The organism is Peribacillus sp. NPDC097284, from assembly GCF_044761765.1.
Classification (GTDB): Bacteria; Bacillota; Bacilli; order Bacillales; family DSM-1321; genus Peribacillus.
The window spans coordinates 208,549-225,340 of record NZ_JBIWCZ010000003.1 but is presented as its reverse complement, the minus strand read 5'-3'; the positions used below and the strand labels follow the sequence as shown (position 1 = coordinate 225,340).

At 38.0% G+C, this 16,792-nt stretch carries 15 protein-coding genes; 6 read left to right on the top strand and 9 right to left on the bottom strand.

Annotated features, from left to right (window positions below; all coding sequences use genetic code 11):
• Window positions 1–39: 39 nt before the first annotated feature.
• Window positions 40–846 (bottom strand): LysM peptidoglycan-binding and 3D domain-containing protein, encoded by an 807-nt coding sequence (locus tag ACIQXU_RS09090; protein WP_402988406.1) that lies wholly within the window; start codon window positions 844–846, stop codon window positions 40–42.
• 257 nt (window positions 847–1,103) lie between these two features.
• Between ACIQXU_RS09090 and ACIQXU_RS09085 the strand changes: the two genes are divergently transcribed.
• Genes ACIQXU_RS09085 through cotJC form a run of 3 tightly spaced genes read left to right on the top strand, consistent with a single transcriptional unit; the run spans window position 1,104 to window position 2,188 of the window.
• The gene (locus ACIQXU_RS09085) at window positions 1,104–1,337 is read left to right on the top strand and encodes a spore coat associated protein CotJA (RefSeq protein ID WP_402868751.1); all 234 of its coding nucleotides are present in this window, start codon (window positions 1,104–1,106) and stop codon (window positions 1,335–1,337) included.
• Between the two features lie 2 nt (window positions 1,338–1,339).
• Window positions 1,340–1,606, top strand: coding sequence for a spore coat protein CotJB (locus tag ACIQXU_RS09080; protein ID WP_402988403.1), 267 nt, complete (start codon window positions 1,340–1,342; stop codon window positions 1,604–1,606).
• 12 nt (window positions 1,607–1,618) lie between these two features.
• Window positions 1,619–2,188: a spore coat protein CotJC gene (gene cotJC, locus ACIQXU_RS09075; RefSeq protein WP_402868755.1), complete on the top strand. Its 570-nt coding sequence runs from the start codon at window positions 1,619–1,621 to the stop codon at window positions 2,186–2,188.
• A gap of 48 nt (window positions 2,189–2,236) precedes the next feature.
• Here the strand turns inward: cotJC and ACIQXU_RS09070 are convergent, their stop codons facing one another.
• The 4 genes from ACIQXU_RS09070 to ACIQXU_RS09055 all read right to left on the bottom strand — a co-directional run bounded on the left by ACIQXU_RS09070 (window position 2,237) and on the right by ACIQXU_RS09055 (window position 8,065).
• Window positions 2,237–3,109, bottom strand: a complete 873-nt coding sequence (locus ACIQXU_RS09070; protein WP_402958689.1) for a CvfB family protein — start codon at window positions 3,107–3,109, stop codon at window positions 2,237–2,239.
• A 122-nt stretch (window positions 3,110–3,231) separates the two neighbouring features.
• Window positions 3,232–6,126, bottom strand: a complete 2,895-nt coding sequence (locus ACIQXU_RS09065; protein WP_402988400.1) for an ATP-binding protein — start codon at window positions 6,124–6,126, stop codon at window positions 3,232–3,234.
• Window positions 6,101–6,484, bottom strand: coding sequence for a response regulator transcription factor (locus tag ACIQXU_RS09060; protein ID WP_402868760.1), 384 nt, complete (start codon window positions 6,482–6,484; stop codon window positions 6,101–6,103). Before ACIQXU_RS09060 ends, ACIQXU_RS09065 begins: the two co-directional genes overlap by 26 nt.
• 129 nt (window positions 6,485–6,613) lie before the next feature.
• The gene (locus ACIQXU_RS09055; RefSeq protein WP_402988398.1) at window positions 6,614–8,065 is read right to left on the bottom strand and encodes a GGDEF domain-containing response regulator; all 1,452 of its coding nucleotides are present in this window, start codon (window positions 8,063–8,065) and stop codon (window positions 6,614–6,616) included.
• A gap of 495 nt (window positions 8,066–8,560) precedes the next feature.
• Between ACIQXU_RS09055 and ACIQXU_RS09050 the strand changes: the two genes are divergently transcribed.
• The gene (locus tag ACIQXU_RS09050; protein ID WP_402988395.1) at window positions 8,561–9,754 is read left to right on the top strand and encodes an alanyl-tRNA editing protein; all 1,194 of its coding nucleotides are present in this window, start codon (window positions 8,561–8,563) and stop codon (window positions 9,752–9,754) included.
• A 79-nt stretch (window positions 9,755–9,833) separates the two neighbouring features.
• Here ACIQXU_RS09050 and ACIQXU_RS09045 read toward each other — a convergent pair whose 3' ends face one another.
• Together ACIQXU_RS09045 and ACIQXU_RS09040 are read right to left on the bottom strand one after the other, a co-directional pair.
• On the bottom strand, window positions 9,834–10,247 hold the full coding sequence (locus ACIQXU_RS09045; RefSeq protein WP_402958679.1) for a hypothetical protein: 414 nt from the start codon (window positions 10,245–10,247) through the stop codon (window positions 9,834–9,836).
• Window positions 10,248–10,323: 76 nt separating this feature from the next.
• Window positions 10,324–10,515 carry a hypothetical protein gene (locus tag ACIQXU_RS09040; RefSeq protein WP_402958677.1) on the bottom strand — a complete coding sequence of 64 codons (192 nt, stop codon included), beginning with the start codon at window positions 10,513–10,515 and terminating at the stop codon, window positions 10,324–10,326.
• Window positions 10,516–10,656: 141 nt separating this feature from the next.
• On the opposite strand from ACIQXU_RS09040, the gene ACIQXU_RS09035 reads away from it, so the two are divergent.
• Window positions 10,657–11,178, top strand: a complete 522-nt coding sequence (locus tag ACIQXU_RS09035) for a GNAT family N-acetyltransferase (RefSeq protein WP_402988392.1) — start codon at window positions 10,657–10,659, stop codon at window positions 11,176–11,178.
• Window positions 11,179–11,231: 53 nt separating this feature from the next.
• Here the strand turns inward: ACIQXU_RS09035 and ACIQXU_RS09030 are convergent, their stop codons facing one another.
• Complete coding sequence (locus tag ACIQXU_RS09030) at window positions 11,232–13,475, bottom strand: HelD family protein (RefSeq protein WP_402988389.1); 2,244 nt, start codon at window positions 13,473–13,475, stop codon at window positions 11,232–11,234.
• A gap of 519 nt (window positions 13,476–13,994) precedes the next feature.
• Between ACIQXU_RS09030 and ACIQXU_RS09025 the strand changes: the two genes are divergently transcribed.
• Window positions 13,995–15,614 (top strand): ABC-F family ATP-binding cassette domain-containing protein, encoded by a 1,620-nt coding sequence (locus tag ACIQXU_RS09025; protein WP_402958671.1) that lies wholly within the window; start codon window positions 13,995–13,997, stop codon window positions 15,612–15,614.
• Between the two features lie 121 nt (window positions 15,615–15,735).
• Here the strand turns inward: ACIQXU_RS09025 and mnmH are convergent, their stop codons facing one another.
• Window positions 15,736–16,773: a tRNA 2-selenouridine(34) synthase MnmH gene (mnmH, locus tag ACIQXU_RS09020; protein WP_402958669.1), complete on the bottom strand. Its 1,038-nt coding sequence runs from the start codon at window positions 16,771–16,773 to the stop codon at window positions 15,736–15,738.
• Window positions 16,774–16,792 lie beyond the last annotated feature (19 nt).

Below are 16,792 nucleotides of genomic sequence, written 5' to 3'. Positions count from 1 at the left end.
GTGTCCATTCCTTCTTTCATATAGAGCAATTGTCAGTTCTTAATTAAGGATTTTTAGATTAACGTTTTTGACGCCCCAGTTTAGAGCATCTTCTTTATTTGGAATGAAAATATCGACCTTATTTCCTTTAATCGCACTACCTGTATCAGCTGCCGTTGCATAACCGTAGCCTTCTACATATACTTTTGTTCCTAGCGGTATGACAGATGGATCAACGGAAATGACTTTTTGATTTGGATTTGCTTTCAAATCCACCCCTGTCGCTGTGACGCCGCTACATCCTTGGCAATCTGCTGTATAGGCTGTTGCCCTTACAGTCATTTCTTTTGCTACATTGTCTTGATTTGATTCATTTTGCGATACATTATTCTCTTTTTCTGTTTTTTCAGGTTGTGTAGGTGCAGTTTTTTGTACTGGTGCAGTCTCTTGTGCTGGTGCAGCATGCTCTGCCTTATTATCTGGACCTGTACTTGCTGCCTCCACCTTATTTGCCGCTGGTTTAATAACTAGGGCCTGTTTTGGATGAATTGTATCTGTATTTAAATTATTCCATGATTTAAGGTCCTTAATCGAAACATGATATTTATTCGCTATTTTCGATAATGTGTCTCCAGCCTTTACGGTATATTGCTCTTCTTGAGAAATATGTAAAGAGTCTCCCACATATATATAATCTGACGTTAATTGATTCCATGATTTAATATCTTCTACTGAAACTTTATGTGATTGAGATAATCCCCATAGTGTGTCACCATTTTTGACTGTAACTTCCTCAGCTTGAACCGGTATTGTAAATGCTCCTGATATGGCCACCACGGCCGTTAACGATAAAATTGATTTTTTCATATATCGTACCTCCTTGTGAACTCTTTCAAAAGCTATGTTCTAAATACTATCACAGATTGTCCCTATACAAAGAACAAACAGATGAAGAATAGATGTCAAACATCACAGAAAGATAACAAGAGGATAACAAGCCCAAAAATACAAAAATGATTCCAAGTAGAGTCTGTCCTACCTTTTGGCCGTTTTTCATTAGGCATATTTTATTAACAACAGCATAATTATTAATGGCTGACCTTATATTGAAAGGAGGAGTTTCCTTGGCAAGTGAAAAGACTTTTACCTTAATCAAGTCCTATAAGCCTTTTCATAGCAAATTCGATCCATGTCCACCAATCGGAAGAAAGTATTACCGTACGCCTCCGAATTTGTATATTAATTTTCAGCCGCCTAACCTAGAACAATTTTCTCCAGAAGAAGCTTTGAGGTATGGTACGCTTTGGAAATTTTTCTACGATTTTTATGATAATCCATATCGTGAAAGGGAGAAATAGTAATGAATAGGAAACTGGATGATGAATATTACCAGTTACTCGGCCAAATACAAGCTGCCGATTTCGTGTTAGTCGAGCTGACTCTGTATTTGGATACACATCCCCATGATCAGAAAGCTTTACAACAATTCAACCAATTTCAACAATACTCAACCAAATTGAAGGCAGCATTTGAACCTAAATACGGCCCATTGTTTCAATTTGGAAACAGTCCAGATGGTGAAAATAAATGGGAATGGGGCCAAGGACCCTGGCCATGGCAGGTTTAAGGAGAGATATCTATGTGGATATATGAGAAAAAGCTACAATATCCAGTAAAGGTTGGTACTTGTAATCCCACACTGGCTAAATATTTAAGAGAACAATATGGAGGCGCTGATGGTGAATTGGCTGCCGCACTACGATACTTAAATCAACGCTATACAATTCCGGAAAAAGTGATCGGATTGCTCACCGACATTGGAACGGAAGAATTTGCTCATTTAGAAATGATTGCAACGATGATTTATAAGCTTACAAAAGACGCCACACCGGAACAAATGCTAGAGGCCGGTCTTGGTGACCACTATGTTAATCACGACAGCGCCCTCTTCTATGAAAATGCAGCAGGAAATCCATGGACGGCTACGTATATTCAAGCAAAGGGCGATCCCATAGCAGATTTATATGAAGATATTGCAGCAGAAGAAAAGGCCAGAGCAACCTATCAATGGTTGATTGACATTTCGGATGATCCGGACATCAACGATTCATTAAGGTTTTTAAGAGAAAGGGAAATTGTTCATTCCATGAGATTTCGTGAAGCGGTGGAGATTTTAAAAGAAGAAAAGGGGAAAAAGAAAATCTTTTAATAAGAACCATAAAAAAGCAGCGGAGAAGTTCATTCCGCTGCTTTTTTATCATTTACGATCAGAAGAGTATGTCCATCCTTCTTCTTGATAAATCTTTCCTTCTTTCATCAATTTACCAAGAGCACGTTTGAAGGCTCCCTTACTTAAACCGAAATGGAACTGGATATCACTAGGCGGAGTCTTATCACCATATGGCATGGCTCCACCGCGATTCATTAAATAAGTATAGATGATATCAGCATCTTCTTCCATTAGATCTTGCTTGAATGGAAATAGAGAAACGTTAAGTGTGCCATCTTCCTTACTGTCGATTACACGCCCCTCAACAAATTCTCCTAGGCGCGGCTCTTCTTTTCTCTCACTTTCATGAATAAAGCAACGATACCCTTCCTCCGAAACAAAGAAGGAACCGACCATCAGCAATCGATATACATTCCCTTTTACGGTAGTATTGCGGACTCCTTTTAATGGAGCTGGAACAGTGATTTCTTGAATGATATCTTCCGTTGTAAGTCTGCCGAATAAACGATCATTCCGATCTGTTTTCAGGCAAATATAGAGACGATCCCCCACTTCCGGCCATAAACGATCGATGTTCGGAAGGTCGTCCAAAGATACAAGAATATCTTTAGAAAGCCCAATATTCACAAAGACGCCTAGCTTCTTTTGTACATTGACGACTTCTGCCCAGCCATATTTGTCAATCTGTATTTCCGGAATATTCATGGTAGCCGTTAACCGTGCCTGTTTATCATGATAGATAAATACTGTAACTTCATCACCAATTTCAAGTTCAGTACCTTCATTCGCTTCATTATGGTGTAGCAAGACATCTTCCGAACCATCAGTCAAGAACCATCCGAAATCAGCCTTACGTTCTACTTGTAACTCTACAGCCAAACCGGCCTGAATTTTTTGCATGTATAAAAATCCTCCTGTAACTTACCTTTACCTACAATTGTACCCAAATATTTATTTTTCCATCATATTTGAATCTATCATTTTTTTATCTTTCTGTACACCTATTCTATCATTTTTATTTTTCAAAGGCTTCTTTCGGCTTCCCAGGATGGACGTGGGACCATAATCTGGCCTTTTTTTCCATTGCTTAATAACGTATGCATGATCACCTTTGATAATTGACTTGGTTTGTATGGTTTAACCAAGTATTCCTTTGCCCCAAGCGAAAAACCTTTTTCTTTTTCATCAAGCGCAGTCGATACAAAAATGGGGATGTCCTTTAACTCCGGTCTTTCTTTCAACTCTTTCATGATTGACCACCCATCCATTTCCCCCTCTTCAAGGAGAATGTCAAGGACGATGGCATCCGGAGGCGATTGCTTCAATTTCTGAAGCGCCTTCTTTCCGCTTTTGAAATAACTGACTTGAAAACCGCTGTCAACCAGTTCGTATCTTAATAACTCCGCTAAATTGAAATCGTCTTCAATGACCATGATATCATAGCTCAATTTTTTTGAATGTCCATCATTCAGGGTACGTTCTTCCTTAAGGGTTATCTTAGGGAATGAAAGGGTGAATGTACTTCCACGACCGTACTCTGATTTTACGGATATATGCCCACCATGCGATTTGACGATTTCCTCCACGATGGATAACCCTAAACCCGTTCCTCCTATCCGCCTGCGGTCCGAATTGTCCACACGGTAAAATTTCTGGAACAAATGCTTAAGGGATTCCTGTGGGATTCCCAACCCCTCATCCACGATATCGATGGATAACGTTTCTTTCTTGCTGTACACCCGAATAAGAACTTTCCCTCCATCTGGAGAGTATTTAATTGCATTACTCAATAGATTCATTATAGCTTGTTCGATTTTTGCGCGGTCACCTATAATCACGAGATCATCAGTTTCCGCAAGAAGACGAATATCATGGAGTGATGTGCTAATTTCAAGGTTCTCTATGACCTTTTGCAACAACGGAAGAATCTCAACATATTTCTTCTCATATGTTTGTTTACCCGATTCCATTCGTTGCACATCCAGAAAGTCATTGATTAAAGCGGTGAGCCTCTTCGCCTCATTATAAATAGTCTGTAAATACTTTGTTTGTCTTTCCGGTTTTAACGGTTTATTTAACATTAATTCGGTAAAGCCTAGAACACTCGCAAGCGGGGTACGCAATTCATGACTGACGGTACTGACAAACTCGGACTTCATTTGGTCCACTTCATATTCTTTCGTAATATCACGAAAAACCAAAATGGTGCCATAAGCTTCTTCACCATACTTTATGGTTTCAAAGTACACCTTGAGAACCTGGTTATTTTCTTTCTTGTGAAAAGTGAACGTGCGCTCTTCAGAGTCCGCTTCTTCATCCGCTCTTTTTAATGCTTTTTCCAAGGTATCCAAGAAATCTTCTTGGGCAATCCGGCTATCCATTTCACTACTCCATCTTTCCCATGGAGATCCGATGACATGTACTGGTTCCGACCCCTGTTTGAATAGGTCACAAAATTGTTGATTCACTTGAACAATCTTTCTATCTTGGTCTATTAATTGAATGCCTTCCTGTATCGTGCTCAGGATATCCTGATTTAACCGGCGATTATCTTCCGTTTGCTCGTACAGCTTGATTTTATCAAGTGAAGTTGAAATCTGCTTAGCCAATGTTTCACATTCACTCATTTCTTCTTCTGTATAAGCGGATCCATAACGGCTGAAAACCATGATTGCGTCGACCTCTTGCAAAGCGGATAGAACAGGAAGAAATAAATCATAACTGTAATTCATATTTTCATGGTATCCCTTTTCACTGACATGTTGCTCTCTTTTAACAGTGAATGGCTTTTTTCCTTCTATTAAGCGTTCATTTAACCCAGTATTGATATTCTTTCGGTATTGCTGTACTCCATATTCCGATATGCCGAAAGAAGAATATGCATCTTCATTAATTAGAGTGATCATACCACGGTCAGCTCCAATCAAACTGCTCATATTACAGACAATACTTTTAAGAACGTCATTTTTATCCAAAGAAGTGGAAATACCATTTATTAGTTCATTTCTTCTAGTCAGTTGTTTCTCATTCTTCGTTATAAGCCCCAACGTTTCTTGTAATTCATTCTGCTGGGCCTGAAGTTCATCTTGCTGAGCAAGCAATTCTTCATTATGAGCCATCAATTCCTGCTCTTTATCCTGAATGCTTGCAATCATCTTTCTAAAGGCAATGGCCAAAACCCCTAATTCATCTCCCCGGCCTTCATCTACTGAAATGATGGCGTCCCTACCAGCTGCAATCTCATTAGCTGCAAATGAAAAATCAGCCAAAGGCTTTCCGATATTCCTAATAATGCTTCTCACGACTTTCTGAAAGACCAATAAGAAAACAAGTACGAATCCGATAAAGGTCCCTTGTAAAATGGACTGTTCTTTTGCCAATGCATTCACATTCTCATCAAGCTTTTCTGAAAGCGCAGACGAATACGACCTTACACTGTCGCGAAAATCCGCAACTTGGGCAGTGATCTCATTTTCTATTTGCTTACCCTTATCCCTACTCCCGTCCATTTCTATATTCGAAAAAACAGGCTTAATGGCATTAAAATAATAATCAGTAAAATTCACGAGATCGGTGTGGACTTTTTCATCGGCTTTTGAACTTGATAGGTCCTTGAAAGTGGAAATATCATGTCGTATCTTATCTTCCCTGCTCCAAACTTTGTCTTTATATGTCTCATTTCCAAATGCAATATAACCTCTAGCATCCAAAAAGACATTATTATATTGCTCGTAAATTTCATCCAACAACAATTCTTTCTCAACAATTCCATTTCTTTTCTGGATATATTCTGCATTCACAGTCTGCAGCACATAAAATAAAATCCCTGTACCAACTATGAATAAAATGATACAAGCAGTCATTAGACTCACTACTTGACGAGAAAGACTCTTATTTGAATAACGTTTCAGCTTCATGTAAAATGGCCTCTATTTTCTCTAAAAGCTTCATTGGACTAAAAGGCTTGGCCATGAAATAGTCCGCTCCCGCTTCTAAAATTCTCTCTTGTTCAAATTGCTGGCTTTTCGCTGATAGCATCAGGATTTTCCCTTTATTTTCAATTTCAGTTGATTCGATTTTTTCAATGATTTCTAAACCGGTATAGCCTGGCATCATATAATCCAAGATGATGAGATCATAGCTATTCTTTTCAAGTAATTGAACCGCTTCAATACCATCAGAAGCTTCATCGACTTCGTAATCTTCATCCTCTAATGTATCCACAACAAGCATACGCAAAATTTCTTCGTCTTCAGCTAATAAAATCCGTTTCACTTTTTCATTCTCCTTACGATCAGTACTGCAATAGAAGGATCAATTCGTTTCAAATGCATGTGACTCTTTGAAACCGCAACCCTACTTTCTCTTTTATTTTCCTATCGAATAGAAAAAATGGTCTACTGCTTACATTATTTTTTTTATCAGACGTTCCATTCTTGCCTGAAGATCAGTAATATTAAAAGGTTTTGTGACATAATCATCCGCTCCCAATTTTAATGCTGTAGCAATGTCCCCCGAACTTTTTCTACCGGTTAACATCAAAACGGTAAAAGAATCGGCATTGCTACCCTTTTTCACTTTCTTCAGTACGTCAATGCCATCCATAGTTGGCATTACTCCATCAAGTATCAAAAAATGGGAGATGTTTTCGTTTGCCCTGTTTGAATTCAAAAAAGAATCCCCATCTTCATATACGGCTATATGTAAATCATAAAGAGGAAAATCCATCGACTGCAATATTTTCGTTAAGATCGTTCTAATAATGATATCGTCATCTATCACTGATACATTAAGGTATTTCTTTTTAATGCTAGTTTTTTGAATGCTCTCCACCCGCGCTCGCCCTAAACGCTTTGCTTCATACAAGGAACTATCCGCTTCCTCAAAAGCCTCTTTAGGAGTAATGCTCTCATCATGTACCGTATAAACACCAGCAGAAAAAGAGACAGAAAAATGTTGTTGTTCATAAGTGAAACTTTTGGTAGAGAAAATCTTTATTAATTCTGTTAGTTTATTCCTGGCTTCCTCATTTGCTGTCTGAGGAAATATAATGACAAATTCTTCACCGCCATACCGGCAAATCAAATCGGAACTACGGATATTGTTTTTAATAAATTGGGCAAACTCCAACAAAACGACGTCACCCATCGCATGTCCATATGTATCATTTACTCTTTTAAAGTGATCCAGATCTATGATACTAATCGAAAACAGATTTCCGTTTCGTTTGAAATCCTGAAAATAACGCGGTAGCATATCTTCAAAGAACCTACGATTATATACTTGAGTAAGTTCATCAATTAGGACGGATTGATCGAAAATTTTCTTGCGCTGAATATGTCTTTCTATTTTCACAACAAATTCTTCAATATCTATAGGCTTACTAATGAAATCATCCGCCCCCATTTTATATGCTTTAATTCGTGATTGTTTGTCATTTTGAATGCTAATCATGATTTTAGGGATGAAATATTTTTCATTATGAAAGTGGATATCCTGCAGAACTTGATAACCATCTTTCGTAGGTAATTGAATATCTAGAATTAAGCAATCTGGCTGCATCTCAAAATATTGTTTTGTAGCTTTAACCGGATCAGAACTCGTTATGACCATCCACCCTTTTTCTTCAAGGATGTCCTTTAATAAAATCAGCATCGATATATCGTCATCAATGATTTGAATGAGTGGGGCCTGTGTATCATGGGCTGGCTTCTCTTTTATCTCCACTTCTGCAAAATGCTCATATTCATAGGTATGTTCAATTAAAGCAAATAGTAGATTTTCAAGGTCATCTTGTTTCCATACTCCATCACTGTCTTCATCGAGCTTTCCTAACAGATTTTCGGATATTAACATGAGACCACCTAACTCTATGGTGCCTGCAGTCCCTTTAATAGAATGAAGAAAACGGTATACCTCATTTGTAGTAACCATCTTCGTTTTATCTAATTCCAACCAATCAGAAAGCTGTTTTTTAATATTTCGATAGAGAGTATTTTTGTATTTTTCCATATTGACTATGTGCAATTCTAATCACTTGACCCTTTCTAACCTACGTAAATAAACATATTGCATAGAAAAAAAGATAGTCGACTTTCACACAAAGCCTGTAAATAGTCGAGCCCCAATTCCATATTTTTATTTTAATTAGGTCTAAAGTATATTCTTTCAGGAATATTTTACATCAAAAGGTTTTTTCTATAAATAGCATAATGACGGTCTCATGAATTTTTTTGAATCTTTGTCATAAAGACTACATATTTTACTGTAACATCCGATAAAGGTTCCTTATTCCATTAATATGGTTGGGGGTGATATAATTTACTGAATAAAGATGGGATAGGGGTTATTATGACAAAGAAACTATATTATGAATCATCCAAGGTATCTGAATGGGGCGCGAAGGTCCTCGACATTTTTGAAGAAGAAGGCTTTTATTATATACTGCTCGATGAAACAGCTTTTTACCCTGAGGGTGGAGGTCAACCTGGGGATATTGGTAGCATAGATGGTATACCAGTTCTTGAAATTTCAAAAAATGAAAATGAAGATATCCTTCATAAGGTTGGAAACAGCCCCGCTTCCCTTTTCGTACATTGCAAGCTTGATTGGGAACGCCGTTTCGACCATATGCAGCAGCATAGCGGACAGCATTTACTTTCAGCCGTCTGTAGGGACCTTTTCAACGCAAATACCGTCAGTTTCCATCTTGGCCAAGACATTGTCTCCATTGATATTGATACACCTTCCTGGACTGATGTCCAAACAGTTGAAACGGAACGGATCGCCAATCAGTATATCTATGAGAATCGTAAGTTACATACATACTTTGTGTCTGAAGATCAATTGAAGACCATACCCGTAGTCAAAATGCCTACGGTGACAGAAAACATTCGAATTGTAGAAATCGAGGGGATTGAATTTAATCCTTGTGGTGGAACGCACGTGGAACAAACCGGAGAAATAGGAATTATTAAAATCCTCAAAACGGAAAAACAGAAAGAAAGTACACGTCTCTATTTTAAATGTGGCTTAAGGGCGTTAAACGATTATACTGACAGCTTGACCTTACTTTCTACGTTATCATACAAATTTAATACAGGTCGTATAGATATCCTTAATAGGGTGGAAAGATTGGAAAACGAGCACGACAAGCTATCAATGGCTTATGAAAAGCTTAAACTGGAAAACATGGAGTTTTTCGCTTCATCGTTGTTGGCAAATAGAGAAGATGGGTCGATGATCGCTCATGTTTTTGAAGACCATACATTGAAGGATCTACAACTGCTCTCTTCAGCTATACATCGGAAAGAAAGCTCACTTCTCCTATTTATAACGTTACAGGAACAAAAGGCTCTGCTTTCACACGATGGCACCATCTCCATTCATTGTGGACAATTCTTTAGGGAATGGCTTTCTTCACACAATGGTAAAGGTGGGGGCAATGAAAAATCGGCTCAAGCGGGGTTTTCTTCGCGGGAAGATATGATGGCATTTTATACATTTGCCGTTAATAAGCTAGGTAACGCTCATGGAAATACCTGATAACTGATTAATTAAATGGAGAAATTGGGTTAATGAAAGGGAGAGGAATAATTGAGGTTCCTCTCCCTTTCATTTTTCTTCATTTTTCAATTTTCAAATGTTCCAGACCATTCTCTTCTATATACAGATGGTATTTCTCTTCAAGTTCAAGTACTCGTAAAAATGCTTCCTCTTGGCTGAAATTTTTGAGCTTCGATTCCTTCACAAACTCGTTTCTTGCCATGTGATAGGCAAGCTTATCCAGGAAAACGCCATCTTCATATTCATTAATTACTTCTTGGATTTTTTCTTCAAGCTCACGACTCACATCGTAAATCCCATACTCTTCTATATATTCAATTCCTTTCACGCCAAAATCCTTCGCATAGGAATTCAAATACTGCTCTAACTCACTGAATTCTTCATTTTTTTCCATATCAGATGCTATCCAATATCCATACTGCACCAATTTAATTAATGTATTATATTGGTTGTTCGTAAAATTAATTTTCATCACTGACTCCTTTAAAGTATTTCTATCTCAAAAAAGAATAAACCGTATCGGAACAAATGTCCAATACGGTTAAAAATCAATCAGCTATTTCTGTCACCGAGAAGTATGCAGCCTTTTCAGTGTCTACCACATAATGTGTATCGCCTTTAACTAAATTATAAAAGCGGTGCTTCTGAATATTTGAAATGATTTGTGTACTGTCATCCCCATCGACCTCATGCTCAATCTCTTTACCACCTGGAAAATAAAAACCAACTTTCAATTTCATCTTTCTCAACCTTCCCTTCATCTCGTTGAATGACTCTTTTATTTCTTTTCCTTTATAAGAAACTTTTAAACATAAATCTGAAGTTTATTCTCATCTGTCATGATATTCTATGGGAAACTACTAAATGGAAGGTGATTTCACATGCAAATCAGAAAGGCTACAGAAAACGATATAACTGGTATAGCCCACGTTCATATAAAAAGTTGGCAATCCACTTACAAAGGAATTCTCCCAGACTCATATCTGAACTCTTTAAATTTAGAAACCAGGAAAAAAAATTGGTCAAGAAATCTAAAGATGCTTCATAGTGCAACATATATAGCTGAAAATGGTGATGGAAAGATCGTCGGCTTTGCAGCAGGTGGCCCAGAACAAACGAATCATCTTCATATCCAAGGTGAGGTATACGCCATTTATCTGTTAAAAGAGTACCAACGGCAAGAGATCGGAATAAAACTAATGAAAGCAGTGGTAGATGAACTTGTACAAAAGCAACATGCTAATTTAATTATATGGGCGTTAAAGGACAATCCATCAAGGGGTTTTTACGAAGCACTCGGCGGCCGCATAATCAGCGAAAAAACGGTTAAAATGGCCGGAATCGAGTTAGCCGAAGTTGGTTACGGCTGGGAGAATATCCTAGATATCCTAGTGAAATTATAATAGGCATGACAAAATAGGAGGCACAGACGTCTATCGGCCTCCTATCTTATCCATCAAGCTAAAAGAAAATCTTCTTTTTCACTTCCAAAAAAGTAAAGGCGATGTAAAGGTCTTGTCATGGTGACATAAAGCAATTTCAAATCAAGTTCATTCTCCCGAAGAAATGTCTCTTCCAGAGATAAGGCCACGACAACATCGAATTCAAGACCTTTGGATTGATAGGATGGGATTATCATCGTTTTATGCTTCGGAATCATACCCTCTTCATTAATTAAATGAAAATCATTGGACAGCTTACTCAATTTTTCATTCGCGAGCACGCAATCTTTCATCGTTTTGGCGATGATGGCAAATGTATGATACCCTTCCTCCTTTAACTTTTCGATAAGATCAATCAATTGCCCCTCCCAATTGCTTTTGATGGATATGAATTCAGGTTCGTTTCCATGACGGACCACAGGCTCGACCTCAGGAAAATCATAAGGTAACATTTTTAGAATCCGATTGGCCTGCCCCATGATTTCAATGGTCGTCCGGTAGCTTTTTTGCAGTTCTGTATAAGTCGCTCTAGGAAAAATGGAACGATGAACATCTTCCCATGTTTGAAGTCCCCTATATGAATGAATGCCCTGGGCAAGGTCTCCAACAAGTGTGAACATATCCGTGTCAAAGGCTGTCTTCAATGCTTGCAATTGCATAAAACTATAATCCTGGGCTTCATCTATGACAACGTTTTTGGCTTTATGGTCTTTATTAACACCAAAAATTAATTCCTGTAAATATAACAAGGCACCTAAATCCTCGATTTCGTAGCTTTTTTCATGAAACAATTTTTGGTTATATTCACATAACGCACGTGCATCCTCGAAGCTTAGTTTACCGTTGCTGTAGAAGGCAAGACGTTCAGGATCCTGATATAACTCCTGATAATACTGTAGCAAGCCTTTGTTTGTGAATGGTTTAAAATATGCTTTAACTGACGTACGAATCGCCTTTTTCATCCGTTCGGTCCGTTCTATCATTTTGTCATGGCACTTTGTGACAAATTCCTTCCGTTTTACCGGATCAATGTTCCTGGCGAAGGCTTTATCAATTTTCGTTTGATAAAAATCAGCAACTCGATCCAACATTTTTTTCTTTTTCAATTTCACTTCATTTTGTAAGATGTCCTTTAACTTATCAAGGCGTCCATAAAGTGGCAGGTACCAATAATCCTCTTCTAATAATCTAATAAACTTCTTGGCAGAATATAACCGGTAATTATCACAATAAAAATCTTCCACTGGGTGAAAGCTCCGGAAGATATCTTTTATATATCCGTCCAAAATCAATTTAAATAAAGGAGATCCTTTTAAACCCGATATCCAGATTGCCACTTTCGTTTCGTCATTGTTTTCCTCCAATATACGCATCAACTTATCATCATGTATTAGATTTAAAGGCCGCCCAATTGCCACCTGGACGTATTCAGCAAATGTGAACTGTTTGACTTTATCGACTCCCAGTTCCGGCAAAGCTTCGGATATGTAGTCGATGAATACACGGCTTGGGGCAAGGATCATTAACTGACGTGGGTCAAATAAATCTTTGTAATGGTAAATGAAATAAGAAATCCGGTGTAAAGCAATCGTCGTTTTACCACTACCAGCCGCCCCTTGAACGATTATGGGTTTATTTAAATCGGCACGAATGATTTTATTTTGTTCTTCCTGAATCGTCGTGATGATGTCTGTCAAGCGATTGCTTGAGCTTTTAGAAAGGGATTCCTGCAACAATTCATCCGTTGTAGTCAAGTCAATGTCCCTGACCTCTTCCAACTCGCCATCCTCAATCATCAGTTGCCGCTTTAACGTGATATCCCCGCTGAATGTTTCTCCTTCCGCTTGATATTTCACTTCTCCAATTCGGCCCTCATAATATAGATTGGCAATGGGCGAACGCCAATCGACGATAATCTGTTCTTGGCTTTCACGTTGATACAAGGATGTTTTACCAAAATAAAGAATTTCTCCCTGAGTATTGTCATGCCGGACAAAGTCTACTCTTGCAAAGTATGGTTTGTTCCTTGCTATTTTCAGACTATCCAATTCAGACTGAGACATTTCAAAGAAATTGGCGGTAGTCAGTAACTGGGAGTATAAACCTGACTCCGACCAATCCGCATCACCAAAAGCCTCTTGCATATTCTTCTGGAATTGATCCTTATTGCTCTCTGAAGTTTTGATGACTACATCAATGTACCTTTTTGTAAAATCCAACCGCTCGCGTTCTTTTTCAAAATCGGGATGTCGTATCATTCTGATCCTTCCCCTCTACATGTGAGAACATGTGAAATTAAACCATGCCCTCGGAAATGGACATACATATTATCAAAGAAAAAAAGAATTGACAATTACATTCAACCTTTTTATTTATCTCAAACGGTTTTTTTAAGAATCTTTTTTAAAGCAGTAAGTCCAGTTTACGTTATATTTCGAATGAAAAACTATATATTCCAGAAAAGAATCTATTAGAATTAAATATTTGGAAATATCATTGTTATATTTATATCGGAGATATGATAGTTACGGCTATCTAGATGGGCTGACGGGAGCAAATATTTCTTTATTAAGCCAAAATAAAAGAACTAGTACCAAGTCATCCACATCACTCACATAAAGGATTAGAGTAGTTTTCTTATAAGAACGGTGTATAGAGCAAATTGCCAAATTATCACGCATATATCACTTTTCCCTTATGTTAACCTAAAATATTTTTATTGACCCCTCTTTCATGTTATAATTTTAAAGATATTGTCATTGGAGGAATGTAAATAAATGATTACAGTAAATAACGTTGGTTTGCGCTACGGCGATCGTAAACTGTTTGAAGATGTTAATATAAAATTCACGCCTGGTAACTGTTATGGATTGATTGGGGCAAATGGTGCCGGTAAATCCACATTCTTAAAAATTCTTTCCGGAGAAATTGAAGCACAATCCGGTGATGTGCATATGGGACCTGGCGAACGCCTGGCCGTTTTGAAACAAGATCATTTTGCTTTTGAAGAAGAAGAGGTCCTTAAAGTTGTCATCATGGGCCATGAAAGACTATACGAAGTCATGCAAGAAAAAGATGCAATCTATATGAAAGAAAACTTCACTGATGAAGACGGTATGAAAGCCGCCGAACTTGAAGGTGAATTCGCAGAACTTAACGGATGGGAAGCTGAACCTGAAGCATCCATCCTTTTAAAAGGTCTTGGCATCTCTGAAGACCTTCATACAAAGAAAATGGCTGAATTAACTGGTGGCGACAAAGTGAAAGTATTGCTTGCACAAGCCCTGTTTGGCAAGCCTGACGTCCTTTTACTTGATGAGCCTACCAACCACTTGGACATAAAAGCAATTAGATGGCTGGAAGAATTCTTGATTGGTTTCGAAAATACCGTTATCGTCGTTTCCCATGACCGTTACTTCCTTAATAAGGTATGTACACATATTGCGGATTTGGATTTCGGTAAGATCAAAATTTACATCGGTAACTATGACTTCTGGTATGAATCAAGCCAACTAGCTCTTAAATTGACACAAGATGCCAATAAGAAAAAAGAAGAAAAAATTAAAGAACTTCAAAATTTCATTGCGCGATTCAGTGCCAATGCTTCTAAATCAAGTCAAGCCACTTCACGTAAAAAATTATTGGATAAAATAAGTCTAGATGATATTCAACCATCATCCCGCCGTTATCCTTATGTAGGTTTTTCACCAGAGCGTGAAATTGGGAACGACCTCCTACGTGTAGATGGAATCACAAAGACCATTGATGGTGTGACCGTGTTGAATAACGTAAGCTTCATCATGAACAAAGAAGATAAAATTGCATTTGTCGGTAGAGATGAAATTGCTAAAACGACCATGTTCAAAATCCTTGCTGGAGAAATGGAACCAGATAGCGGTACTTACAAATGGGGTGTTACCACTTCACAAGCGTATTTCCCGAAAGACAACTCTGAATTCTTCGAAGGTGTCGATTTGACACTTGTTGATTGGTTGCGTCAGTACTCTCCTAATGATCAAAGTGAAAGCTTCCTGCGCGGTTTCCTAGGCAGAATGCTATTCTCCGGTGATGAAGTGACGAAAAAAGCCAGCGTACTATCAGGTGGAGAAAAAGTCCGCTGCATGCTTTCTAAAATGATGCTAAGTGGTTCAAATGTATTAATGCTTGATGAACCGACCAACCATCTTGATTTAGAATCTATCACAGCCTTGAATAACGGATTGATCAATTTCAAAGGAGCTATGATTTTCTCTTCTCATGATCACCAGTTCATTGAAACAGTTGCAAACCGTATAATCGAACTTACACCTAAAGGAACTATTGATAAACAAATTAGCTATGATGAGTACCTTGAAGATAGCAAATTACAAAAGCAAATCGCTGACATGTATAAATAATAGAATATCAAAAAAAGCACACCTTTTTTAGGGTGTGCTTTTTTGCATTATAAAACGAATTAGGATTCAGGTAACCGATTAATTATTGATTGGAAAAGGAAAACCCAAACAGCACTACTGCTTATCCATGCTTTACACGTAACCGTTCACGAATGATTTCAATTGCTTCATCCACATTTTTAGCCTGGATTGTGATTTTTCGATCATCGGGAAAATGGTCAGCGGTATGTTGATACATAGGGTCATAGTAGTATTCAAGTAATAGTGCGACTGCCGACGAATAGTTACCGGATCTCAAATCATTTTCTATTTGAGTAGCAATGGGTGTATGAATCCGTCTTTTAATCCTTAAAAAGGCTTCTAGACACTCCTGTTCATGTTCCCAAGGTTGATAGTCCTCTAAAATATGAAGAACTCTTTCTTCTATGGGTAAATCGATGAATACCTGTATTCCTTGTTCCTTTTTTGCTAAAACGGAATCTGGAATTATGACTTTACCAATCCTTTTACTTTCTCCTTCAATAAGAACAAACGGTGATTGCTGAACTTTTTGGACACTCTCGAAAAGTAATGAATCGAATTTTTTTTGATTATTCGGTTCCAGACCAATCTGGCCAAAAACAGACCCTCTATGATTTGCCATACCTTCAAAATCTAAAATAGGGTATCCATCTTCCCTAAGTCGATGCAGAATTGTCGTTTTTCCTGTTCCGGTAAATCCGTTCAATACATAGGCTTCGGGTTTCATGTCCAGCGTTTCTAAGTGATCTACCACCCAGTTACGATAGTTACGATACCCTCCATCCAATCGAAGGGCTTTAATTCCCATTAAGGATAGGACAGTGGCAGTGGTCCTGCTTCGCATACCCCCACGCCAACAAAAAACGGCTTTTTTGCCTTCTATCTTAGCAAAATCCTTTATAAACTGTGGTAATTTTACTGAAATAATTTCTAAACCTCGTTCTTTAGCAGCCTGGGCACTCACTTGTTTATACAGCGTTCCAACCTCGGCTCTTTCTGCATCATCAAAAAACGGTATATTTAAACTGCCAGGAATGGTGGCGTCTTTATATTCAGATGGGGAACGTACATCAATTACCGTGAGTTCTTTCTTATCCTTTAAATCGAGCAATTCATCAACTGAAATATCTTGGAACACAATGTTTCCACCTTTCTGG

Coding starts and splice junctions, on each gene's coding strand:
- ACIQXU_RS09080 (WP_402988403.1), top strand. CDS start 1,340: ATGAATAGGAAACTGGATGATGAATATTACCAGTTACTCGGCCAAATA.
- ACIQXU_RS09030 (WP_402988389.1), bottom strand. CDS start 13,475: ATGATACGACATCCCGATTTTGAAAAAGAACGCGAGCGGTTGGATTTT.
- ACIQXU_RS09040 (WP_402958677.1), bottom strand. CDS start 10,515: ATGAAATTGAAAGTTGGTTTTTATTTTCCAGGTGGTAAAGAGATTGAG.
- cotJC (WP_402868755.1), top strand. CDS start 1,619: ATGTGGATATATGAGAAAAAGCTACAATATCCAGTAAAGGTTGGTACT.
- ACIQXU_RS09070 (WP_402958689.1), bottom strand. CDS start 3,109: ATGCAAAAAATTCAGGCCGGTTTGGCTGTAGAGTTACAAGTAGAACGT.
- ACIQXU_RS09090 (WP_402988406.1), bottom strand. CDS start 846: ATGAAAAAATCAATTTTATCGTTAACGGCCGTGGTGGCCATATCAGGA.
- ACIQXU_RS09065 (WP_402988400.1), bottom strand. CDS start 6,126: ATGAAGCTGAAACGTTATTCAAATAAGAGTCTTTCTCGTCAAGTAGTG.
- ACIQXU_RS09045 (WP_402958679.1), bottom strand. CDS start 10,247: ATGAAAATTAATTTTACGAACAACCAATATAATACATTAATTAAATTG.
- ACIQXU_RS09035 (WP_402988392.1), top strand. CDS start 10,657: ATGCAAATCAGAAAGGCTACAGAAAACGATATAACTGGTATAGCCCAC.
- ACIQXU_RS09025 (WP_402958671.1), top strand. CDS start 13,995: ATGATTACAGTAAATAACGTTGGTTTGCGCTACGGCGATCGTAAACTG.
- ACIQXU_RS09055 (WP_402988398.1), bottom strand. CDS start 8,065: ATGTTAATATCCGAAAATCTGTTAGGAAAGCTCGATGAAGACAGTGAT.
- ACIQXU_RS09050 (WP_402988395.1), top strand. CDS start 8,561: ATGACAAAGAAACTATATTATGAATCATCCAAGGTATCTGAATGGGGC.